Origin of the sequence: Microbacterium sp. AB (genome assembly GCF_032878875.1) — a bacterium.
GTDB classification, from domain to species: domain Bacteria; phylum Actinomycetota; class Actinomycetes; order Actinomycetales; family Microbacteriaceae; genus Microbacterium; species Microbacterium betulae.
In genome coordinates, this window is record NZ_CP118157.1 from 201245 (window position 1) to 222731 (window position 21487).

Annotated in this window: 20 protein-coding genes; 13 read left to right on the forward strand and 7 right to left on the reverse strand. The window is 71.2% G+C overall.

Features of this window, described 5'->3' with window-relative positions; all coding sequences use genetic code 11:
* Nucleotides 1–10: 10 nt before the first annotated feature.
* The 4 genes from N8K70_RS00945 to N8K70_RS00960 all read right to left on the reverse strand — a co-directional run bounded on the left by N8K70_RS00945 (nt 11) and on the right by N8K70_RS00960 (nt 4289).
* Entirely contained in the window at nt 11–1114 is a 1104-nt protein-coding gene (locus N8K70_RS00945) for a FecCD family ABC transporter permease (RefSeq protein WP_317139739.1), read from the reverse strand.
* On the reverse strand, nt 1111–2175 hold the full coding sequence (locus N8K70_RS00950) for a FecCD family ABC transporter permease (protein ID WP_317139740.1): 1065 nt from the start codon (nt 2173–2175) through the stop codon (nt 1111–1113). The genes N8K70_RS00945 and N8K70_RS00950 overlap by 4 nt, the downstream gene beginning before the upstream one ends.
* Nucleotides 2176–2216: 41 nt before the next feature.
* Complete coding sequence (locus N8K70_RS00955; RefSeq protein WP_317139741.1) at nt 2217–3278, reverse strand: ABC transporter substrate-binding protein; 1062 nt, start codon at nt 3276–3278, stop codon at nt 2217–2219.
* 168 nt (nt 3279–3446) lie between these two features.
* The gene (locus N8K70_RS00960) at nt 3447–4289 is read right to left on the reverse strand and encodes a helix-turn-helix transcriptional regulator (RefSeq protein WP_317139742.1); all 843 of its coding nucleotides are present in this window, start codon (nt 4287–4289) and stop codon (nt 3447–3449) included.
* A gap of 776 nt (nt 4290–5065) precedes the next feature.
* Here N8K70_RS00960 and N8K70_RS00965 point away from each other — a divergent pair.
* Together N8K70_RS00965 and N8K70_RS00970 are read left to right on the forward strand one after the other, a co-directional pair.
* Complete coding sequence (locus N8K70_RS00965; RefSeq protein WP_317139743.1) at nt 5066–5662, forward strand: helix-turn-helix domain-containing protein; 597 nt, start codon at nt 5066–5068, stop codon at nt 5660–5662.
* Nucleotides 5663–5733: 71 nt separating this feature from the next.
* The gene (locus tag N8K70_RS00970; RefSeq protein WP_317139744.1) at nt 5734–6267 is read left to right on the forward strand and encodes a nitroreductase/quinone reductase family protein; all 534 of its coding nucleotides are present in this window, start codon (nt 5734–5736) and stop codon (nt 6265–6267) included.
* Here N8K70_RS00970 and N8K70_RS00975 read toward each other — a convergent pair.
* Together N8K70_RS00975 and N8K70_RS00980 are read right to left on the reverse strand one after the other, a co-directional pair.
* The gene (locus N8K70_RS00975) at nt 6260–6388 is read right to left on the reverse strand and encodes a hypothetical protein (RefSeq protein WP_317139745.1); all 129 of its coding nucleotides are present in this window, start codon (nt 6386–6388) and stop codon (nt 6260–6262) included. The two genes, N8K70_RS00970 and N8K70_RS00975, sit on opposite strands and share 8 nt — an antisense overlap.
* A 32-nt stretch (nt 6389–6420) precedes the next feature.
* On the reverse strand, nt 6421–7320 hold the full coding sequence (locus N8K70_RS00980; RefSeq protein ID WP_317139746.1) for an alpha/beta fold hydrolase: 900 nt from the start codon (nt 7318–7320) through the stop codon (nt 6421–6423).
* Between the two features lie 101 nt (nt 7321–7421).
* On the opposite strand from N8K70_RS00980, the gene N8K70_RS00985 reads away from it, so the two are divergent.
* Nucleotides 7422–7940, forward strand: a complete 519-nt coding sequence (locus N8K70_RS00985) for a MarR family winged helix-turn-helix transcriptional regulator (protein WP_317141241.1) — start codon at nt 7422–7424, stop codon at nt 7938–7940.
* A gap of 405 nt (nt 7941–8345) precedes the next feature.
* On the opposite strand, the gene N8K70_RS00990 is transcribed toward N8K70_RS00985, so the two are convergent.
* On the reverse strand, nt 8346–8609 hold the full coding sequence (locus tag N8K70_RS00990; RefSeq protein ID WP_317139747.1) for a DUF6458 family protein: 264 nt from the start codon (nt 8607–8609) through the stop codon (nt 8346–8348).
* 228 nt (nt 8610–8837) lie between these two features.
* Here N8K70_RS00990 and N8K70_RS00995 point away from each other — a divergent pair, with 228 nt between their 5' ends.
* The 10 genes from N8K70_RS00995 (at nt 8838) to N8K70_RS01040 (ending at nt 21484) form a co-directional block, all read left to right on the forward strand.
* Entirely contained in the window at nt 8838–10238 is a 1401-nt protein-coding gene (locus N8K70_RS00995) for a response regulator (protein ID WP_317139748.1), read from the forward strand.
* A 194-nt stretch (nt 10239–10432) separates the two neighbouring features.
* Nucleotides 10433–12157, forward strand: a complete 1725-nt coding sequence (locus N8K70_RS01000) for an ABC transporter substrate-binding protein (protein WP_317139749.1) — start codon at nt 10433–10435, stop codon at nt 12155–12157.
* Nucleotides 12154–13413 carry an LLM class flavin-dependent oxidoreductase gene (locus tag N8K70_RS01005; RefSeq protein WP_317139750.1) on the forward strand — a complete coding sequence of 420 codons (1260 nt, stop codon included), beginning with the start codon at nt 12154–12156 and terminating at the stop codon, nt 13411–13413. The genes N8K70_RS01000 and N8K70_RS01005 overlap by 4 nt, the downstream gene beginning before the upstream one ends.
* A 16-nt stretch (nt 13414–13429) precedes the next feature.
* Nucleotides 13430–14311 carry an LLM class flavin-dependent oxidoreductase gene (locus tag N8K70_RS01010; RefSeq protein ID WP_317139751.1) on the forward strand — a complete coding sequence of 294 codons (882 nt, stop codon included), beginning with the start codon at nt 13430–13432 and terminating at the stop codon, nt 14309–14311.
* A gap of 35 nt (nt 14312–14346) precedes the next feature.
* The gene (locus N8K70_RS01015; RefSeq protein ID WP_317139752.1) at nt 14347–15726 is read left to right on the forward strand and encodes an O-acetylhomoserine aminocarboxypropyltransferase/cysteine synthase family protein; all 1380 of its coding nucleotides are present in this window, start codon (nt 14347–14349) and stop codon (nt 15724–15726) included.
* Nucleotides 15723–16904, forward strand: coding sequence for an acyl-CoA dehydrogenase family protein (locus N8K70_RS01020; protein ID WP_317139753.1), 1182 nt, complete (start codon nt 15723–15725; stop codon nt 16902–16904). Before N8K70_RS01015 ends, N8K70_RS01020 begins: the two co-directional genes overlap by 4 nt.
* A 56-nt stretch (nt 16905–16960) precedes the next feature.
* A complete protein-coding gene (locus tag N8K70_RS01025; RefSeq protein WP_317139754.1) occupies nt 16961–17977 on the forward strand; it encodes an aldo/keto reductase in 1017 nt (338 codons plus the stop codon).
* On the forward strand, nt 17974–19065 hold the full coding sequence (locus tag N8K70_RS01030) for an LLM class flavin-dependent oxidoreductase (protein ID WP_317139755.1): 1092 nt from the start codon (nt 17974–17976) through the stop codon (nt 19063–19065). The genes N8K70_RS01025 and N8K70_RS01030 overlap by 4 nt, the downstream gene beginning before the upstream one ends.
* Entirely contained in the window at nt 19062–20417 is a 1356-nt protein-coding gene (locus tag N8K70_RS01035; RefSeq protein ID WP_317139756.1) for an NtaA/DmoA family FMN-dependent monooxygenase, read from the forward strand. The genes N8K70_RS01030 and N8K70_RS01035 overlap by 4 nt, the downstream gene beginning before the upstream one ends.
* A gap of 116 nt (nt 20418–20533) precedes the next feature.
* Nucleotides 20534–21484 carry an ABC transporter permease gene (locus tag N8K70_RS01040; protein WP_317139757.1) on the forward strand — a complete coding sequence of 317 codons (951 nt, stop codon included), beginning with the start codon at nt 20534–20536 and terminating at the stop codon, nt 21482–21484.
* Nucleotides 21485–21487: the final 3 nt, after the last annotated feature.

The following is a 21487-nucleotide window of genomic DNA, read 5'->3' on the forward strand; positions in this document are numbered from 1 at the left end:
GGTGTTCCTTTCAGGTGCGGCGCGCGTATTGGGCGGCCAGCAGCCAGGCGAGATAGATGCCGCCGACCGAGACCGTCACGACGCCCACCGGCACCGCGACGAGCTGGGCGACGGCATCCGACACCACGACGAGGGCAGCGCCGGTGAGCATCACGGACACCGTGCCCATCGGGGTGTTCGAGCGGGTGAGGCGCTGCGAGATCTGCGGAGCCGCGAGCGCGATGAACGAGATGGGACCGGCGGCGGCGGTGACGAGGGCGATCAGGGCCACGCCCAACACCATCGCCGCGAGGCGGGTGCGCCCGGGGCTGATCCCCAGCGAGGTCGCCGCGTCGTCGCCCATCTCCAGCACGGGCAGTGTCCGGGCCAGCGGGAGGGAGAGGAGGGTCACGATCACGAACACGATCGCGGCGGGGATGAGCTGGTCGAAGCCGAGCGAGGCGAGTGAGCCCGCGCCCCACGTCGCTGCCATCATCGCCTTCTCGACGCTGACCGAGATCAGGATCCAGGAGGTGAGTGACCCGAGTCCGGCGGAGACGCCGATGCCGACGATGATCAGACGGAACGACGACATCGTGTTCTTGCTGGCCAGCACGTAGACGAGCAGAGCGGTGAACAGGCCTCCGACGAGCGCGCCCGCCGCCTTGAGCATGTACGTGTTCAGCTCGAGGACGACCATCACGAGCGTCACGCCGAACTGGGCGCCGGTCCCGAAGCCGATGATGTCGGGGGAGCCGAGCGGGTTGCGGGTGAGCGACTGGAAGATGCCGCCGGCGAGGGCGAGCGCCGCGCCGCACAGCACCGCGAACAGCGCGCGGGGCAGACGCCACTCGAAGACCACCTGGCGGATGTCGGGGTCGGACGAGGGGTCGACGATCGCCCGGATGACCGAGGCGAAGTCCACCTCGTATGCGCCGATCGTCGTCGAGGCGAGACCCGCCCCGAAGATGACGACGAGGAGCACGACGCACACGATCACGGACCGCACCGGGAGGAGTGCGGCGATGCGTGAGGTCTCGATCCGGATGAGGCGGCGCCCGTGGTCGACCGGTGCGAGCTCGGGGTGCGGGGCTTCGACGCTCGGAACGGCGACGGGTTTCTGGTCGATGCTCACAGTCCGCTCACCCGCTTACGGCGCACGAGGATGATCAGGATGGGTGCTCCCAGGAGGGCGGTGACGATCCCGACGCGCAGCTCCCCGCTGGGAAGGACGATGCGGCCGAGGATGTCGGCGAGCAGCAGGAACGCGGGGCCGATGATCATCGAATAGGTCAGCACCCAGCGCTGATCGGGGCCGGTGAACCAGCGGACGATGTGCGGGATCATGAGCCCGACGAAGGCGATGGGGCCAGCCGCTGCGACGCTGGTTCCGGCGAGCAGCGTGACCGCGATGATGACCAGCACGCGGGTGGTCCGCACGCGCGCGCCGAGGGACTGCGCCAGATCGTCGCCCAACGCCAGGGCGTTCAGGGAACGTGCGCAGAGAAGGCCGATCAGGAGACCTGTGACGATCAGGGGCACCGCCCACGTGAGCTGGTCGAGGGTGCGTCCGCCGATCGAGCCGACTCCCCAGAAGCGCATGACCTGGAGGGTGCTGTGATCGCGCAGCACGATCGCGGTGGTGAAGCCGGTGAACGCGGCACCCAGGGCGACCCCGGCGAGGGTGAGCTTCATGGGCGTCGCGCCGGAGGCTCCGAACGAGCCCAGGAGATAGACGAGCATGGTGAGGACGAAGGCTCCGAGGAGGGCGAAGGGCACGTAGGCGCCCGGGATCGTCAGCCCGAGCACGCCGACCGCGAACGTGACGGCGAAGGATGCCCCGGCGTTCACGCCGAGGATGCCGGGGTCGGCCAGCGGGTTGCGGGTGAAGGCCTGGATCAGCCCGCCGCACACGGCCAGCGCGGCGCCCACGACGATGCCGAGCAGGGTTCGCGGCACCCGCAGTTCGCCCACCATGAGGTGCAGCGGGTTCTCGTCGTCGTATGCGAAGAGCGCCCGGAGCACTGTGACGGGGTCGATCGCGCGGTTGCCGACCGTGAGCGACGCAACGGCGGCGACCACCAGCACCACCGCCGAGACGACGAGTCCCGCCACGAGCGCCCCGTTGCGATGCGGGGAGTCGTGTGCGCGACTCCCCGCATCCGTGTTCGAGACGTCCGCGCCGTCTTCCGTCACCAGTGGAGCCGGGGGAGAGGTCGGCCGGGACATCTCCGACGTCACTTCCCGTCGATGGTCGGCTCGCCTTGCAGCGCGGCTGCGAGGTCGTCGACGTACTTCGGGAGGATGTACTTCAGCGAGAGCACGGTCGGCGCGCTGATCGCGGACGCCTCGGCATCGTCTGCGTAGATGACGTAGGCGCCGTTGGCGACCGGCTCCCAGCGCGAGACGACTTTGTTCTCGACCGTGTACTCGCCCTCGTCCACGCTGCCGCCCCAGGCCGCGAAGAGGTCGGCCTGTACGTCGTAGAGCTTCTCGAGGCTGACGCCGGTGTACCAGTTGTCGCCCTCGGCGCTCGCGAGGAAGCTGTCCATCGCTGAGGTCGAGGTGAAGCCGAGCGCCTCCGTGATGCGCACGCGGGGGTCGTACTCCAGGTAGACGCCGAGGTCGGTTCCGCCCTCGTTCAGGGTCAGGCCCCAGACGAACGTCTTGTCGTCGAACTCGGGGTGCTCGCCGGCGAGGGTGGCGATCTGTTCCTCGGTCTCGGCGATCAGCTCCTCGGCCTTGGCATCCTCAGACATGGCCTTGCCGACGGTGCGGGTCATGCCCTCCCACGTGCCCGGGTTCCAGGGCCCCTCGATGTAGGGCACGGTCGGCGCGATCTCGCTCAGGCGCTCGTACTCGATGTCGGACACCCCGGAGTAGAGGCTGAGGATGAGGTCGGGCTTGAGCTCCTTGATCGCCTCGTAGTTCGGGCCGTCCTCGACGAAGGGGATGATCTCGGGGGTGTCCCCGTACTCCTCGGTGACGAACTCCTCGAACCAGGGCTGGTAGCCGCTCTCGTCCGCGCCCCAGACCTCTTCGATGCCGACCGGGTTGGTGCCGAGTGCGGCCACGATGTCCGGCGTCATCCAGCCGAGGGCCACGATGCGCTGGGGCTTCTCGGGGATCACGGTCTCGCCATGGCCGTGCTCGATGACCACGCCGTCCGTGGAGGCGGGCGCGGGCTCGGTGCCTTCACCGGACGCCGAGCACCCGGCGAGGGCGAGGGCGGCGGCGATGGCTGCGGCGACGAGCGCGGCACCTCGGCGGTTCATCGGGCGCGCGGGAGCGTGCGTCATGGTTCTCCTTCGGGAAGGGGGAGGGGAATGCCGCGTCAACGCGGCAAGAAGTTAGGTAAGCATGCCCTAACAGAATGATGTTAGAACGCCGATTCGACGCTCAGTGTTGCTCTATCGACGACTTGTATCGCTGAACCGACAATGTCCGTCGGCCCAGCCCCGCGGAGGTCAACGCCAGTACAGCTGGTGGGCCGCATCGGCCTGCACGCGTGCCACGTGCTGCCGCGGCGTGATGCCGAACCGCTCCTTGAAGCTCGCGGAGAACGCGCTCGTCGTGGCGTATCCGCAGCGGTGCGCCGCCGCCCCGACCGGTGTGCCGTCGATGATCAGCCGAGCGCCGAGGGTCATCCGCACGCCGGTGCGCCAGCGCCCGAAGCTCATCCCGACGTCGTTCTGGAAGATGCGGAGGACCGTCCGCTCGTGGAGTCCGTGTGCGAGGAGCAGGTCCCTGGCGCTGCGGGGATCGCCGGGGTAGGCGAGCACAGCCTGCACGAGCGGCCGCACGCGCTCATCAGCGGGCATCGGCACCTCGCCCCACTCGCTCGCGGCCTCCGGAACGGGCTGCTGCAGCATCTCGATGAGCACCGACTGGATGCGCACGCGCAGATCGGTCGGCATGTCGTTGATGCCGAGGTGGAGGAGCATCTCCTGCACCGCGCGGGGCACGAGCACCCGGGTGACGTCATCGATCGGCACGATCAGCGACGAATCCGGGATGTAGGTGTAGCAACCGGTCGAGTCGGCCTCATGGTGAGCGGTGTGCGGAGTGTGCGCAGGGATCCACATCCCCTGGCCCGGGGCCAGACGCCACATCGCATCCTGCAGGTGCACCCAGACGGTGCCGCGGTAGCACCAAGCGAGCATCGGGTCGGGGTGGCTGTGCGGGGGCGAGAGCGGGCGAGTGCCCGTGTCCTCGGCCGTGACGACGCCGGTCCCCATCAGATACGGGGCGTTGACGGCCGACGGATGCGACGGGCTCGCCGCCCAGTCATCCTGCCGATAAGAGTTCATCCCGTGCTCCGTGAGGAGGCCGCCTGCGCAACCGCGACGAGGTGCCGCTGAGCCTGCCACGCCTGCCCCATCGTAGTCGGCGCGGCTCGATCTCCTCCTTGTTCACGCCGGTCGAGAGCAGACGAGAGCGCACAGCGCGCAGGTTGCAAAGCAAGAGGTCGTCCCCCGCGGGCAGGGGCGAGGACCGAGACCGCGAAGAATGCGGCTCCGATACGCCCCGCGAACTCTTCTGGCAGGCCCTCGTCGGTGAGCAGGTACCGCGTCATCACCGCGATGCGCACCTGGAGGAGACGGTGGGCTTCGAGGTCTGGGTCCGTCGAGTCGGGCGCACCACTCGATATGTGAAGGTCGTCGAGCGGCGGCGCGTACTGGCCCGCGAGATTGCCGGACGCGTGAGGGAACTACGTCTCTCCGAGCCACATCGAGTAGATGGACCAGGGCGTCACCTCGCTCGAATCAACGGCCGACGGCCCTCTCGCCGCGTGGACGTGCCCCCTCCGTCGCGAGGGCCTCGCTGCACGCTGCCTGGAGGTGCGGCTCGGTGTACGAGCCAGCGCCGAGGGTGAGGAGGAAGCGCTCGAACCCGGACACGGTGTCCCCTTCCCGGACGGTCGACGACGGTGGACATCATGTTCGCCCGGGAAGCGCGGAGACACGACGGCGGCCGACATCTCGGGTAACGCGAGCGAGCCGACGGGTCGGTGGCGGGTGGGTGGCGGCCTGGTTGCGGGTCCGTGTCGTGGCCACCGGACGTGAGCGCTCGTAGCGTTGCAGACATGAACGGCAAGAGCGGCAGGAACGAGACGAGGGTCAGCGCGCTGCGTAGGAGCGCGGGCTGGACGCAAGAGCGGCTCTGTGAGCAGAGCGGTGTTCCCGTGCGGACGATCCAACGGCTCGAGGCCGGCAATGAGACGAGCCTCGAGACGCTTTCCCGCATCGCGGACGCGTTGAAGGTCGAGGTTCGGGACCTGTTCGTGACGACCGACGGCGCCGGGTTCGCCGCGGCGATCGACGGCCTCGACGATCGGCGCGCACGGGTCCGCCGACATCAGTGGGTCTTGAACATCGTGGGTTGGGCTGCGATCTCGGTCGGCGTGCTCGTCGGCGCGGGAGGAGCCTGGAGCGGGCCGGATCGCTTCTTCACGTATGCGATCGGCGGTCTGGTCGCCCTGACCGCCGGGCTGTGGGCGGTGCGCGGTCGGCCGCGGTGGCTGCCGATGGCGGCCGTGTGGGTCACGGCGGCGGTGAGTCTGCTCTACCTGCTCGCATTCGGGTGGGCGTGGTGGGTGTACGGGTGCGTCGCGGTGGTCGTGATCGCGCTCGGCGCCCTGCTGACCTGGCTGCTCGTCGTCGAGACGCAGCGCAGCGTGTGACCCCTGTGCGCGGCCGACGGCGGCGGTGATGCGTCGCCGTCCGTCCACGTCGACAGCGAGAGGGGGATGCGATGGTCCGGCTCTACCGGCGCGACGGCCGCGCCGCCGCGCGGCTGCGCAGCATGTATCCGAACGGGCGTGCCGATCGACGGGCCAAGGCGTACGCGCGGGTGTGGGCGGCCGTGTTCGGGACCGGTTTCATCGGGCGGCGCTGGATCGCCCTGGAGGTCGTGGGGCGCCGCACCGGGACGCTGCGCCGGGTGCCGCTGGGGATGGCGCGACACGAGGGGCGCTGGTACCTGGTGTCGATGCTCGGTGAGTGCGCATGGGTGCGCAACGTACGGGCTGCTGACGGCCGGGCCGCGATCAAACGCGGCCGTCGGCGTCCCGTGCGCCTGGTCGAGGTCCGCGTCGAGAGCCGCGCACCCATCATCAAGGCCTATCTGCAGAAGGTGCCCGGCGCCCGCCCGCACATCCGAGCGGACCCGGATGCGCCTGTGGAGGATATCGCCGCGTCGGCGCCGCGGGTGCCGGTGTTCGCGATCACCCGGCCTCAGGCGGCCCGGCTGGCAGAGAGCCCGGCGACGGGACGGACCGTCAGATGAGGCGTGCAAGGCGGTTCTTGCGTGTGTTCTGCGCGATGATCCACGCGATGTCGGGCTCCGTGCCGTCGAGGGCGCGGAACGCGGCCAGACCCGGGTCGGGGTCGGCGGCGATCGCGACCACATGCGATCTCGGACGCCGGTGGTCACGAGCGCCTACGTGAGCGCGCCGGGCGTGATGTCTGCGAGGAAGTCGAGGATGGCCGCGGCGAGGCGCTCGGGTGCCTCGAGTGCGACGTAGTGGCCGACGCCGTCGAACTCGACGCTGGCGATCGGTCCCGTGACGATCTGGGAGAGCGTTCCCGCCGTGAACGGGCCACCGAAGCCTCCCACGGCCAGTGCGGGGATGGTCAGCTTGGTGGTCGCGCGGGAGCGGAAGTCCTCGCCTTCTGCGAGCATCGATCGGTACAGCCCGACGGGGCCGTTCCAGCCTCCTTCGCGCGCGAACGCGCGGGCGAATTCCGCGACATCTGCATCGCTGATGGATCCTGGGACGGCGGTCATCGACGGGAAGGCCCAGGTGCCGAGGAGCTCGTGTTCGCGGCCGGTGAAGAGCAGGCGGGCGATTCCCGGCGCGGCGAGAGCGCCGATGTGCCAGGAGCCGCCGTGGGTGATGTCGCCGAGGTTCTCGAGACCGAAGCCGGCGAGGCCCATCTCGGTGGCGATGATGCTCCGCACATCGTCCGGGTGCTCGGTGGCGAGGCGGTAGAGCGTGCCGCCGGCGATGTCCTGTCCGGCGAGGTGCACGGGGCCGACGTCGAGCGCGGTGATCAGCTCGTGCAGGTCCTCGGCCGCCTGAGCACTGGTGAAGCCGGCTTCGGCGACAGTGGAGTCACCGAAGCCGCGGAGGTCCACGGCGAAGACGCGGTACGTGTGAGCGAGGAGCGGGATGAGCTTGTGGAACGCCCACCACGACTCGGGGAAGCCATGCACGAGCAGGATCGGCGATCCCTCCGTGCCGGCGGAGACATAGTGCAGGTTCGCGTCGCCGACGGCGGCGACGTGGTGCTGGACCTCGGGGATGGACGCGCCCGTGGGGGTGACCCGGGTGATCATGGCTGCTCCTCGACCTATTGACAACGAGGTTGCCTACTTTAGGAGTTGACAACTGGGTTGTCAAGAAGCGACGGCCGCCGTAGACTCCGTGCGTGGAGAGTATGAGCGGCGCCGGATTCGCACGGCTCGTACTCGGCGCGTTCGATTCGATGGTCGAGCAGGTTCGCGCGGAGCTTGCGCGTGCGGGACACCCCGACCTCACTGTCGCCAACGAGTTCGCCATTCAGGCGATCGACGAAGGCGCGAGCAGTGCCGCCGACCTCGCCCGAGCACTCGGGGTGACCCGCCAGGCGGCGGCGAAGACGATCACATCCCTCGAAGGACTCCGATACGTCACGCGCACATCCGATGAGGAAGATGCGCGACGAAAGCACCTGGTCGTGACCGACCATGGGCATGAGGCCGTCGCCATCGGCGCCACCGCCTTCGATGATGTCTACCAGCGCTGGCACTGCACCGTCGGCGCGGACACTGCGGCAACGGTGGAGGAGGCGCTGCGCACCCTCACCGACCGGAAGGAGGCTGCCGAAGCCGACGCGCGATGCCGTCACCGCCGGCCGCGTCGCGCCGATTCTCCTCGAGCCGACCCCGCAGGATCGGCCGATCACCCTGATCCGTAGACGCGACCGCCCTCTCTCCCGCCGTGAAGAGCTCTTCCTCACCCACATCCATCCAGACGCTCCGTGACGGCCCGTGTTCTTGACGCCGGTATCCGATCGTCCGAGGCGGCGGGCTGTCATGGCCCTGTCGCCGGGGCCGACGGCGACGGAGTTCTACAGCACCTCCGGGACCACGCAGAGCGGAGTGCGGTTCCAGACTCCCGCTCAGGTCGTCGCGACCGCACTCCGCGCGCTGCGGCGGAGGAATCCGCCGGTCAGCGTCATCTCGGGAACACGCAACCGCTGGATCAGGCGGGTGATGACGACACTGCCGAAGAACGCCGCGTTACGCTTCGCGGCATCGAGTCCCGCTGGTGCCTAGCGCTCGACTCTTCCCCGGTCTGTCGGATCGATCCGATCCCATCCTCAGACCGGGGGCTCGCCGCTGTCCGTCGTGCGTCGCGTGGTGATCTGCTCGCCGCTCGCGGGATCGACCGCTGTGCGCGACGTCGACACGGCGCTCCGGCGGCGGAAGACGAAGACGAGGCTGATGAGGAAGACCACCGCCCCGGCGCCCATCAGGATGTAGCCGATCAGGGGGAGGTCGACGGCGCCGCCCAGATCGACGTTCACGGCGAACGCGAGGATCGCGCCGATGACGAAGAGGGCGATTCCAGATCCGATACCCATGGTCATCTCTCCTTCCGGGCGACGAAGGCCCTGTCTCCCGCGAGCCGGAGGCGTCGGGTGGCCTCCGGCCGGTGCCCGCGGGATAAGCCCTGTGTAGCAAGGCGCAGGCGCTCCCGTCGCCCGATTGACACGATGGTGTCGGCGGAGTAGCCGACGAGGGCCGCGCGGACGGCGCAATCGTCCGCTGTCTCCGGTCAGTGCTTACTATGAGGGTGCGAGGGGGCGTATATGACGGAATCCGGGTCCGAACCGCCGCGGGTCGTGGTGATCGACGACGATCCCGATGTCGCGCTGTTCACGCAGCGGATCCTGATGAAGCGCGCGGGGTGCGTGGTGGAGGTCTTGACGGACCCGCTCGAGGCGCGGGGAATCGTCGGACGGTTCGTCCCCGACGTGGTCGTCACGGATATCGAGATGCCCGGAGTGAACGGGCTGGAGCTGATGGCGCAGCTGAGGCGTGAGAGCCCCGGCCTGAAGATCGTCGTGATGACCGCGCACGTGTCTGTGGAGTATGCGGTGTCGGCGCTTCGCGAACATGCGGACGAGTTCCTGACCAAGCCCGTCGACTCGGCGGAGCTGGTCTCGATCGTCTCCCGGCTGGCAGCGGAGTCGCGTCGCGTGCGCGAGCAGCAGCGTGAGCAGGTCGTGCTCGCGATCGGCGCCCATCCGGACGACGTGGAGATCGGGGTGGGCGCGACCCTCGTCGCCCACCGCGCGGTCGGGGACACGGTCGTGGTGCTGACGCTCTCGCGGGGGGCGCGGGGCGGCGACGTCGACCGTCGTCAGCACGAGTCGGTCGCGGCTGCGGAGCTGCTGGGCGCACGGCTTTTCCTCGAGGACCTGTGGGACACCCGGATCGCTCGTAGCGACGAGCCGGTGGACATCATCGAACGGGTCGTGCGGGAGGTGCGCCCCTCCAGCGTGTACACGCACAGCTCCCATGACCGGCATCAGGATCATCGGGCCGTCCACGAGGCGACCATGGTCGCCACCCGGGACATCCCCGTCGTGGGCTGTTATCAGAGCCCGTCGAGCACGGTCGACTTCCGCCCGAACCGGTTCGTGACGGTCGACGACCACATCGAGGGGAAGCTGCGGCTGCTGGACTGCTATCGGTCCCAGTCGGACGTCCGCGGGTACCTGAAGCCGGACTTCGTGCTGGCCACGGCTCGGTACTGGTCGCGCTTCGGCACGGGCACGAGCGCGGAACCGCTGGAGATCGTTCGCGATGCCGCGGGGATCTCGGGAAGGCTTTCGGCGCAGGGCGTCGCGGTCACCTCGCTCGCGCTCCTGCTGCCATATCTTCTCGGCGTCGAGCCCTGGCAGGGCGAGAACCCGGCCGATGTGTGGCACGCCCTCTTCGCCCCCGGCGTGCTCGTCCTCGCGGCCCTCACGCTCAACGAGCTCTCGCGCAGGGTGCGCGTCCAGGTCGTCCGGCTGCGGGAGAGGGAGGCGAGACAACGCGAAGCCGAGCTCTTCAGCCGAAGCCCACGGCGGCACCATCGACGTCGACAGCCGGGAGGGAGCCGGCACGACCTTCACCGTGACGCTGCCGTCCCCCGCGAGAACGTGAACCCCGCGGAGCATCCGGGAGCCCGACGCCGACCGGGCCGAGGAACTGCCGGCTGAACGACGTGCCGGCCGCGCGGCGGCCTCTCCTCCCCGTCCATGACCCGCGACCCGTCCGTCGCGCGGAGGCGCGGACGACGAAGCATCGCGTTACACGTCGACTCGTGGGGTCATATTCTCCGTGCCTCGTGCGCGGCCTCCCTACGCTGGCCGCGTCCCCTCCCACCCCCCCCGATTCCTCAGGAGACGCGTCGATGTCGGACCTTCGCACCCCGATCGAGAGCGGCAAGCCCGCCCGCAGGAGATGGCCGTGGCTCATCGCCGCGGGCGCCGCGGTCGTCGTCGTCGCGGTCGCGATCACCGCGGCGGTGCGCGCAGGCGCGGGCGCCGGCGCACAGGCGCAGGACGCCGGAGACGGCGCTCCCGTCTCCGGGGGCACCCTCGAGTTCGCGCTGATCGACTACCAGCGCAGCCCCGACCCTCACTGGGGCACCAACTACGCCGAGTCGATCGTCGCCGACAACATCACCGACAAGCTGACGTGGCAGGACCCCGACACGGGCGAGATCACGCCCTGGCTCGCCGAGTCGTGGGAGGTGGACGAGGCGCTGACGGAGTTCACCTTCCATCTCCGCGACGACGTGACCTTCTCCGACGGGACGCCGTTCGACGCCGAAGCCGTCAAGGCGAACTTCGACCAGTACGTGAACGGCGACGCATCGCTCGGGATCAACCCGAACGGCGCGGTGCTGTTCCCGGGCTACCTCGAGACGGCGGTGGACGACGAGTTCACCGTCACGGTCCGGTTCTCCCAGCCGAGCGCGAGCTTCCTGCAGGCGTCTTCGTTCACGGCGAACGCCGGCCCGGGCTTCCTGTCGCCGTCGACGCTCGCCCTGAGCGCGGAGGAGCGCACCGACCCCACGAAGATCATCGGCACGGGGCCGTTCGTGTACGAGGAGTGGACCGAGCAGGTGCGCACGGTCCTCGTCAAGCGGGACGGGTACGACTGGGCTCCGCCCGCGATCGATCACGACGGCGAGGCGTACCTCGACCGGATCGTGTTCAACACGATCCCGGAGTCGAGCGTGAGGACGGGGGCCCTGCAGTCGGGCGAGATCGACGCGACGCTCGACGTGGGGACGACGGACGAGGAGCCCCTCGAGGCCGCCGGATTCGAGATCGTCTCGCGCCAGGTCTCGGGGACGGCCATCTTCTTCAACTTCAACACGCAGCTGTTCCCGACGAACGACATCGCGGTGCGCAGGGCCATCCAGCTCGGATGGGACCGCGACGCGCTCGAGCAGACGGTGCTCACCGACAACTACTCCGTCGCCACCTCCGTGCTCGCAGACTCGGTCCCGGGCTATGCGGACCACAGCGACACGGTGCTGCGGTACGACCCGGAGGAGGCGAAGAGCATCCTGGAAGAGGCCGGATGGCGGGCCGGAGACGACGGCGTCCGCATCAAGGACGGCGAGCGCCTCGAGGTGTCGCTCATCGGCATCAGCAACCTCGTGGCGAACAGGCCCGCCTACGAGTCCGTCCAGCAGGACCTCGCCGAGATCGGCATCGACCTGCAGCTGAACGTCTTGCCGCTGGCGGACTATGCGGCGGCGTCGGCCTCCGCCGTCAGCGACTGGAACATCACCGCCGCGAACCGCTCGCGCAACGACCCCGCCGTCCTCAACCTGCAGTACAGCCCGATCATCGGCAACGGCTCCTATATCGCGGACGACTTCGAGGGGCGAGACGAGATCGTCGATCGCCTCGGCAGCCTGGAGCTCACCCTCGATCCCGACGAGCGCACCGCGTACGCCGAGGACGCCCAGGACCTCCTTCTCGAGGAGTACGCCCTCGTGAACCCGGTCTACTACCCGTCACAGGTCATCGCGCACGCGCCCTCCGTCCACGGCATCATCTTCGACGCGCAGGCGCGGAACCACTTCGTCGACACCTGGAAGGACGACTCCGCCTCGTGAGCGAGCCGGCGCGCGAGCTGCATCTCAACGTCAACATCCTCAACGCCGGGGTGTTCGGCGGATCCTGGCGCGTGCCCGAGAACGACCCGCTCTCGGCCTACGCGTGGGATCACTACGTCGACATCGCGAAGAAGGCGGAGCTCGCGAGGCTGGATGCGATCTTCCTCGCCGACGGGCCCGGTCTCGAGCCCGACCTCGCCTACCGCCCCGGCAACGGCTTCGAGCCGAGCGTGCTGCTGGCGCGCATCGCCGCCGAGACCGACCGCATCGGGCTCATCGGGACGTTCTCATCGAGCTACAACGACGCCGACGAGCTCGCGGCCCGGCTGGCGGGCATCGACGCGCTCTCCGGCGGCCGACTCGGCTGGAACGTCGTCACGACGGCGGGCGCCGCCGCGGCGGCGAACTTCGGCCGCCCGGTCGAGCCCGCGCACGCCGCACGATACGCCCGCGCCAGCGACGTCACCGCCCGGGTCATCTCGGTATGGGCGGGGCAGGACGGCGTGCCGCGGGTGCCCGCCTCGCCGCAGGGCCGCCCGGTGCTCGTGCAGGCGGGGGCGTCGAAGGACGGGACCCGGCTGGCGGGGGAGCACGCCGAGGCCGTCTTCACGGCCGCGCAGACGATCGACGAGGCGCTCGCTCTCCGCAGAGCGATCGACGAGCAGGCCGCCGCGTTCGGCCGCCGGCCCGAGCACGTCGTGATCCTCCCCGGCCTGTCCACCGTGGTGGGGAGCACCGAGGCCGAGGCGCGGGAACGGCGCCGGCTGCTCGCGGATCTCGTGCCGGAGCCGTACGCGCTCCGCCGCCTCGGCGGGCAGCTGGGCATCGACCTGAGCGCGGTCGACCTCGACGAGGCCGTGCCGCGGGGCGCGTTCCCCGTGCCGGAGCAGGCGGCCGGCTCGCAGACCTTCTACCGCCTCGTGCTCGGCATCATCGAACGCGACCGGCCGACGTACCGGCAACTGCTGCGCACGCTCGGAGGCGGCGCAGGGCACCGCATCGTCGTCGGCACTCCCGAGCAGATCGCCGACGACATCGAGCGGTGGTTCCGAGCCGGCGCCGCAGACGGGTTCAACGTGATGCCCGACGCGCTGCCCAGCGGGTTCGACCACTTCGCCGAGCAGGTCGTCCCCGAGCTGCAGCGGCGGGGGCTGTTCCGCACCGAGTACGCCGGCGACACCCTGCGCGACCATCTGGGCCTGCCGGTGCGGGAGCCGCTCCGCGGCTCCCCGCCGGTGCTGTCCGCGACCTGGTGAAGAGAGACGCCCCACCATGACCACGAGCACTCCCGTCATCGTGCAGCTCCCGCTGCCCGGCGCATCCGCCGACCCGCTCCGGGCCGCCGCCTGGACGCGTGACGCCGTCGCGGCCGCCGCCGAGCTCGGTGCGGAGGCGGTCCTCATCCCGCACGGCGAGGAGCCCGCGCTGGACCCGACGGTCCTGGCCGGGCTGCTCAGCGCCGACGGCATCGACATCCCGCTCATCGTCGAAGCGCGCACCGGCGGACACGCGCCCTTCAACCTCGCCCGGCGGCTGCAGACCCTCGCACGCATCACCGGCGGGCGCGCCGGCCTCTACCTCCGCGACACGGGCGTGGATCCGGTCACCGCCGCCTCGCGGCCGGGTGCGGCCGCAGCCTCGGCCGTGCTCGGGGAGTACGTCCGCGTGCTCCGTCGTCTGTGGGACAGCTTCCCCGAGTCCGCGCTCCTGGGCGATCGCGACGCCGGTCTGTTCGCCGACGTCGACCAGATCGCTCCCGCCCGTCATCGGGGCGAGACGTACGGCGTCGAGGGCGCCCTGAACGTGCCGATCGCGCCGGGTCGGCGCCCCGTCGTCCTCGTCGACGCGGAGTCGCTGGACGGCGATGCCCCCGTCGACGCGGTCGTCTCCCGCACGGGGACGCCCCTCGCGGGAGCGTCCTCCTACCGGCCGCTCGTCTGGCGCCCCGCGGCCGTCGACGCCGGCTTCGCGCCCGGGGCCGCACCGCCGTCCGGCGGGGTGCTGCTGCGCATCGACGCCTCGCCGGCCGAGACCCCCGCCCACCTCGAAGCGGCCCTCGACGCCCTGGTGCACGAGACCGGCCGCGGCGCAGGCCCGGCCGGCGACGGCGCGCTGCTGCAGCGGCTTCGGACGGCGTCCGCCGCGGCGGCATGACCGGACGACACCACGAGAAGCGAGACGGATCCCGAATGACCGAGACTCCCCGCGACGCCCACGAGTTCGGCTTCAGCACCGAGCAGGTGCACGCCGGCTACCTCGGCGAGGCCGGGCACGGCGCCCGCATCACGCCGATCTACCTCAGCGCGGGGTTCGTCTTCGACGACTTCGAGCACGCCAGGGCCCGCTTCGCCGGCACCGACCCCGGGTACGTGTACTCCCGCATCAACAACCCCACCAACGCGGCGGTCGAGAAGCTGCTCGCCGACCTCGAGCACGGCGCGGGCGCGACGCTCGTCGGCAGCGGCCAGGCGGCCGCCACCGTCGCCCTGCTCAGCGTGCTGAAGGCGGGCGACCACTTCCTCAGCGCCCCCAGCATCTACGAGGGCACGCGGGCGCTGTTCCGCGGCAACTTCGCCCGGTTCGGCATCGAGGTCGAGTTCGTCGACGACCCGAACGACCCCGCCGACTGGCATCGCCGGGTGCGCGACAACACGCGCCTGTTCTTCGGGGAGGCGATCCCCAACCCGAAGAACGACCTCATCGACATCGAGGCGATCGCGACGTCGGCGCACGAGCACGGCGTGCCCTTCGCGATCGACTCGACCGTCCCGACCCCGTACCTGCTGCGGCCGATCGACCACGGCGCGGACATCGTGTTCCACTCCACGAGCAAGTTCCTCGCGGGGCACGGCAACTCGATCGGCGGGGTCGTCATCGATGCGGGCCGGTTCGACTGGGCCGCGCATCCCGACAGCTATCCGCACCTGCACCAGCCGATCTTCGACGACGGCGTGGAGACCGCGACCTGGGTGGACAAGTTCGGCCTCAAGGCCAACTTCGCGTTCGCCCGCGCGGTCGTCGCCGGCCGGTTCGGCACGAGCCTGTCGCCCTTCAACGCCTTCCTGCTGCAGCAGGGCATCGAGACGCTCTCGCTGCGCCTGGACCGGCACGCGCGCAACGCGCTCGCGGTGGCGACCTGGCTCGAGCGGCAGCCGGAGGTGTCCGGCGTCGACTACCCCGGCCTGCCGTCCAACCCGTTCCACGCCCTCGCGCAGAGGTACTACCCGCGCGGGGCGGGGTCCGTGTTCGCGTTCACCCTCGCCGGCGGGCAGGAGGCGGCGAAGACGCTCTACGACGCGGTCGAGGTGTTCACGCGGATGACCCACATCGGCGACGTCCGCTCGCTGATCCTGCATCCCCCGACGACCACGCACTCCAGGCTCTCCGCAGCGGAGCGCGAGCAGGCCGGGATCCATCCGGGCCTCATCCGCCTGTCGGTGGGCATCGAGGACGTCGAAGACCTCCTCGCCGACCTCGACCGGGCGTTCCGCGTGCTGCGCGGCGAGAATCCGCCGTCGCTGCGCGGCGCCGGCGGCGACGCCGAGTTCACGCCGGCGGACGGGCTGTGAGCCCGCCCGTGGGGGCTCCGCCGTCGACGGAGCGGATCCGCGCCGCGATCGCCCCCGTCCTCGACCGGCTTCGTGCGGAGTCGGCGCGGCGAGACGCCGAACGCGAGCATCCGTACGCCGAGATCCGCGAACTGGCCGCCGCCGGGGTGCTCCGGTTCCGGATCCCGGCCGCGGACGGCGGGGCGGGCGCGAGCGTCCGTCAGCTCGCGGAGCTGATCATCGACATCGCCGCCGCGGACCCGAACGTCGCGCAGGCGCTCCGACCGGGCTTCCTCGTCGCCGAGTCGCTCGTCACCGGCGCGCTCGCGGGCGAGGAGCGCCGGGCCGTCCTGGAGCGGGTGCTGGCGGGAGACCTCTTCGCGGGCACCGTCAACGAGAGCGCGGGCAGGCCGGGCGGGGTGCGGACGCGGCTGGTGCGCGACGAGCACGGATGGCGCATCGACGGGCGGAAGTTCTACAGCACCGGCGGGCTGCACGCGCAGTGGTTCTCGGGCACCGCTCTCGACGAGCAGGACCGGATCGTCGGGTTCACGGTGCCCACCGACCGGGACGGCGTCGTCCGGCTCGACGACTTCGACGCCATCGGGCAGCGCCTGACCGCGAGCGGAAGCACCCTGCTGCAGGGCGTGCGCGTCGCACCGGGCGAGCTCGGCGAGCCGGACGCCCGCAAGCGCCATCCGCACGGATCCCTTGCGCACCTCGTCCTCGCGGCCACCCTCGCGGGCATCGCGGCGGCGGCTCGGCAGGACGCCGTCGACGTGGTCGGCGACGTCGCCCGGCCCATCAAGCACTCGACGGCGACGCGCGCGGCCGACGACCCCTACGTCCGTCTCGTCGCGGGGCGGATCGCCACCGCGGCGTTCACGGCGCGCGCGCAGGTCGTCGCCGCGGCGGAGGCGCTCGACCGTCACTGGGCGACGGGAGACGAGGACACCGCGGTGGGGGCGGTCGTGTCCGTCGCCGAAGCCTACGTCGGGGCGGGGGAGCAGGCCCTGGCGGCGGCGGAGCTGCTGTTCGACGTCGGCGGGGGGACGCTCACCCGGAGGGATCTCGGCTTGGACCGGCACTGGCGCAACGCCCGCACCATCGCGAACCACAACCCGCGGGGCTGGAAGGCCGCCGCGATCGGCGCCTGGCTGCTGGCGGGGGAGAGCCCGCCGGCCAACGGTCTGTTCTGAACGTCCCGGCACCCGCACCGCCGACCGACCCCCACACCACGAAAGGCGCACACACCGTGAGCTACCAGCCCTCCGACGACCGCTACGAGAACGTGAGCTGGCGTCGAGCCGGCACGACCGGCCTGACCCTCCCCGAGTTCGCCTTCGGCCTGTGGCAGAAGTTCGGCGACCGGTCCCCGTTCGAGACGCAGCGCGAGATCGTGCTCGCCGCGTTCGACGCGGGCATCGTCCACTTCGACAACGCGAACCGGTACGGTCCGCCTCACCGCGCCGCCGAGAAGAACTTCGGCCGGATCCTGCGCGACGACCTGGGGGCGTGGCGCGAGGAGCTGATCCTGACCACGAAGGCCGGCAACCCGATCGGCCCGAGCCCGTATCACCGAGGGGGGTCGCGCAAGAACCTGCTGCAGAGTCTCGACCACAGCCTGCGCGACCTCGGCACCGACTACGTCGACGTGTTCTACTTCCATCATCCCGACCCGGCGGTCCCCCTCGAGGAGACCGTCGGCGCGCTGGCCACGGCCGTGCAGTCCGGCAAGGCCCTGTACGCGGGCGTCTCGAACTTCTACGACCGTGACGAGGCGCACCGCGCCGCCGCCCTCCTGAAGGACGCGGGGGTGCCGCTCGCCCTGCACCAGTCCCGGTACTCGATCTTCGACCGCCGTCTCGAGCTGCAGGACGTGCTGGGACAGTCCGAGCAGGACGGTGTCGGGCTGGTGACCTATTCGCCGCTCGCGCAGGGACTGCTGACCGACAAGTATCTCGACGGCGTGCCCGCGGGCGCGCGGGCGGTGGACAGCGACTTCCTGTCCACCGCCGACATCACCGAGCAGTACCGGAGGCGGGCCCGGGCGCTGAACGAGCTGGCCGGCCTGCGCGGCCAGTCCCTCGCCCAGCTGGCGCTGCAGTGGGTGCTGCGCCGCCCCGAGGTGACCAGCGCGCTGATCGGGGCGAGCTCCGTGGAGCAGCTGCACCACAACCTGAAGGCCCCGGCCTTCGCCCCGCTGACGGAGGAGGAGCTGGCGGTCATCGACACGCACGGCGTGCACGGCACAGGGCTGCGGATCGCATGACCGCCACTGCCGGCACCTCGTCGCGCGCGACGCCGCCGGAGACCGGATCCGGCGTGCTGGCGGGCAAGCGCCTGGGCTTCCTGCTGCACCTCGACTCCGACGCCGACCCCGCCACGTCCTACCGGCAGGCGATCGAGCTCTTCCGGTTCGCGGAGGAGGCCGGATACGACTCCGGCTGGGTGATCCAACGGCACTTCCGGCAGGGCAACGAGCACGTCTCCTCCCCGCTCGTGCTGCTGGCGGCCATCGCTCAGCACACGAGCCGGATCCGTCTGGGCACGGGGGTGCTGGTCCTCCCGCTGGAGGATCCCCTGAAGGTGGCCGAGGACGCCGCCACGCTCGACGTCCTCGCCGGCGGACGCCTGGAGCTGGGGATCGGGTCGGGCCCTTTCCCCGGCGCCTGGGAGGCGTTCGGCCGGGACCTCGACGAGCGGCCGGCGCTCTGGGAGACGAGCGTGTCCCGGCTGCACGAGGTGCTCGAGGGCGCCCCGCTCAACGGCCTCGGCGAGAGGCTGCACCCGCCGGGCGCGGGCGTGCGCGGCCGGCTGTGGCAGGCCATCTCCAGCGCGCCGGACGTCGCGTTCGCGCAGGCCCGCACCGCCGGCGCCGCGGGCGACGGACTGCAGCTGTCGCGTGCGACCGACTGGAACCGCCACCAGAGCCCGGATGCCCAGGCCGCCCTCGTCGACGCGTACCGGCAGGCGCTTCCCGCCGGCGTCGCGCCGCGCGTGCTCGTGTCGCGCGCGGTCTACCCCGACGCCAGCCGGGCGCAGGCGCTCTCCCGGCTCGTCGACGGCGCCCGCCGCTGGCAGAGCTGGTTCGGCGCGCTCGGACGCGACGAGGCCGCCAGGGTCTCCCCGGAGGAGTACCTGGTGCGCGACCACACCCGCTTCGGCGAGGCCGAGGCCATCGCCGAGGGCCTCGCGCACGACGCGGGCGTCGTCGCCGCCACGGAGCTGCTGGTGAGCTTCCCGCCGGCGTCCCCGTCGATCCGCGAGCATCGGCGGCTGCTGGAGGCGACTGCCCACGACCTGGCGCCGCTGCTCGGGTGGCGACCGGCATCCGGCGATGAGAAGGAGGACGCGTGAGCACCTTCCACCTGAACCTGTCCCTCATGACGCCGGGCCACTTCCGCGGCGCGTGGCGGCTGCCCGACCGCGATCCGCTCGCCTGGATCGACGTCGCCCGCTACCGTGAGCTCGCCCGGCAGGCAGAGGCGGCCCGCATCCACGCGCTCTTCCTCGGCGACTCCCCGGGGCTCGGGCGGGCGATCGCCGAGCACCCCGAAGCGGGGCTCGATCCGACCGTCCTCTTCTCCCACGTCCTGGCCGGCACCCGCGGGCTCGGCGCGATCGCGACGGCCAGCAGCACCTACAACAGCCCGTACAACCTCGCCCGCCGCTACCTCGCCCTCGACCACGTCACCGGGGGCAGGGCCGCGTTCAACGTCGTGACCACGTTCTCCCCGAACGCCGCCGCCGCGTTCGGGTACGACCGGACGCCGGAGAAGTCCGAGCGGTACCGGCGCGCCGACGAGTTCGTCCGCGCCGTGCTGTCCCTGTGGGACGGATGGGACGACGACGCGATCGTCGGCGACCGGACGTCCGGCAGGTTCGCGGACCCGGGGCGGATCCACCGCACGGAGCTCCACGGCAAGTCCGTCCGCCTGGAGGGCGCACTGTCGGTGCCGCCGTCGCCGCAGCGCCGTCCCGTGCTCGTGCAGGCCGGAGGCTCGCCCGGCGGCCTCGCGCTGGCGGCCCGGTACGCCGACGTCGTGTTCACCGTCGGGCAGACCCTCGGCGACGCCGTCGCGTTCCGGGACGGCACGAGGGAGCGCGCCGCGGCTGGGGGCCGGGACCCCGGGCAGGTCGCGATCTCGCTCGGCGTGGTCGTGCTCGTCGCGGCCACGGAGCGAGAGGCGCGCGCCCGCGTGGAGGAGCTGGTCGACGCCTCCGACCCCGTCGAGGCCGCGCACGGGGTGGCCCGTCAGCTCGGCCTGGACCCGGCGGCGATCACGCCGGACACCGTGCTGACCCCCGACGTCCTCGACGCCGCCCCGGACCCGCCCGGATCGGCCGGGTTCCATCGCAGCATCCGCGCTCTGCTGAGCGAGCATCCCTTGACGGTCAGGGAGCTGTTCATCCGGTCCGCGTCCGGGTCGGGGCACCGCCTGCTCGTCGGCACGCCCGAGCAGATCGCCGACGACCTCGAGCAGTGGCACGGCGCCGGGGCCGCCGACGGGTTCACGATCATGCCCGCGGACACCGCCGTCGACTTCGGGCGCTTCACCGAGTCGGTCGTCCCGATCCTGCAGCGCAGGGGCCTGTTCCACCGCGACTACGAGGCAGACACGCTGCGCGGGAACCTCGGCCTCGCCCCGCTCGCGCCCGGTCACGACCGCGCGCTCGCGACACGGGAGCCGTCGGCCCTCCCCGCGTGAGGCGCCCGTCATCATGTTTCGCCGGATGGCGATCCGTGACGACATGCCGGGCTCCCGGGCCGCGAGTGCCGATACCGTCGCTACCCACCCCGTCCACCGCTCGGAAGAGGACTCCCGTGCTCCGCTACGTCGCGCTCAAGGCCGGCCGGGCGCTGTTCGTGGTCTGGGCCGCGTTCACCCTCACGTTCCTGCTGCTCTTCGTGCTGCCCGCCGATCCCGTCGACCTGCTGTTCGACCCGGCCGAGCTGGGCACGATCCCGGAGGACGTGCGCGCACAGGTCGCCGCGAACTACGGCTTCGACAAGCCGCTGATCCTGCAGTACCTCGACCGGCTCGCCCATGCGGCCGTCGGCGACTTCGGCAACTCCGTGCAGTCGGGGCGGCCCGTGACCCGGGCGCTTCTGGAGGTGCTGCCGAGCACGCTCGTGCTCGCGGTCGGCGCGCTCCTGCTCGCCGTCCTGATCGGGTTCGCGATCGCGCTCGCCGCCGCCGCCACCCGCCGTCCGTGGCTGCGGAACCTCCTCGAGTCGCTGCCCTCCGCGTCCGTGTCGGTCCCGGTGTTCATGTTCGGCATCCTCCTGCTGCAGATCTTCTCGTTCACTCTCGGCTGGTTCCCCTCGTTCGGGGACGCGGGATGGCAGAGCCTCGTCCTGCCGCTCGTCACGCTCGCGATCCCGGTGTCGGGCCCGATCGCGCAGCTCCTCGTCCGGAGCTTCGCGAGCGAGCTGGAGTCGGGCTACGTCACGACGAGCCTCGCGAAGGGCGCCACGCGGGGCCGCATCATCGTCGGCGACGTGTTCCGCAACGCGAGCCTGCCCGCGCTGACGATCGCGGGCATCACCTTCGGCAACCTCATCGCGGGCTCCGTCATCACCGAGACGGTGTTCGCCCGCCCCGGGATCGGGCGGCTCACGCAGGGGGCCATCAACACCCTCGACGTGCCGGTCGTCCAGGGCATCGTCGTGCTCGTCGCCGCCAGCTTCGCGCTCATCAACCTCGTCGTCGACCTCGTCTACCCGCTGCTCGACCCGCGCCTGCGTGCCTCGCTCGCCGCACAGACCGTCTGAGGA

What these genes read in the sequence shown, in the direction of transcription:
- N8K70_RS01000 (WP_317139749.1), top strand. Translation starts at nt 10,433, where the DNA reads ATGTCGGACCTTCGCACCCCGATCGAGAGCGGCAAGCCCGCCCGCAGG.
- N8K70_RS00955 (WP_317139741.1), bottom strand. Translation starts at nt 3,278, where the DNA reads ATGACGCACGCTCCCGCGCGCCCGATGAACCGCCGAGGTGCCGCGCTC.
- N8K70_RS01010 (WP_317139751.1), top strand. Translation starts at nt 13,430, where the DNA reads ATGACCACGAGCACTCCCGTCATCGTGCAGCTCCCGCTGCCCGGCGCA.
- N8K70_RS00995 (WP_317139748.1), top strand. Translation starts at nt 8,838, where the DNA reads ATGACGGAATCCGGGTCCGAACCGCCGCGGGTCGTGGTGATCGACGAC.
- N8K70_RS00980 (WP_317139746.1), bottom strand. Translation starts at nt 7,320, where the DNA reads ATGATCACCCGGGTCACCCCCACGGGCGCGTCCATCCCCGAGGTCCAG.
- N8K70_RS00985 (WP_317141241.1), top strand. Translation starts at nt 7,422, where the DNA reads ATGAGCGGCGCCGGATTCGCACGGCTCGTACTCGGCGCGTTCGATTCG.
- N8K70_RS00970 (WP_317139744.1), top strand. Translation starts at nt 5,734, where the DNA reads ATGGTCCGGCTCTACCGGCGCGACGGCCGCGCCGCCGCGCGGCTGCGC.
- N8K70_RS01015 (WP_317139752.1), top strand. Translation starts at nt 14,347, where the DNA reads ATGACCGAGACTCCCCGCGACGCCCACGAGTTCGGCTTCAGCACCGAG.
- N8K70_RS01030 (WP_317139755.1), top strand. Translation starts at nt 17,974, where the DNA reads ATGACCGCCACTGCCGGCACCTCGTCGCGCGCGACGCCGCCGGAGACC.
- N8K70_RS00990 (WP_317139747.1), bottom strand. Translation starts at nt 8,609, where the DNA reads ATGGGTATCGGATCTGGAATCGCCCTCTTCGTCATCGGCGCGATCCTC.
- N8K70_RS00965 (WP_317139743.1), top strand. Translation starts at nt 5,066, where the DNA reads ATGAACGGCAAGAGCGGCAGGAACGAGACGAGGGTCAGCGCGCTGCGT.
- N8K70_RS00960 (WP_317139742.1), bottom strand. Translation starts at nt 4,289, where the DNA reads ATGAACTCTTATCGGCAGGATGACTGGGCGGCGAGCCCGTCGCATCCG.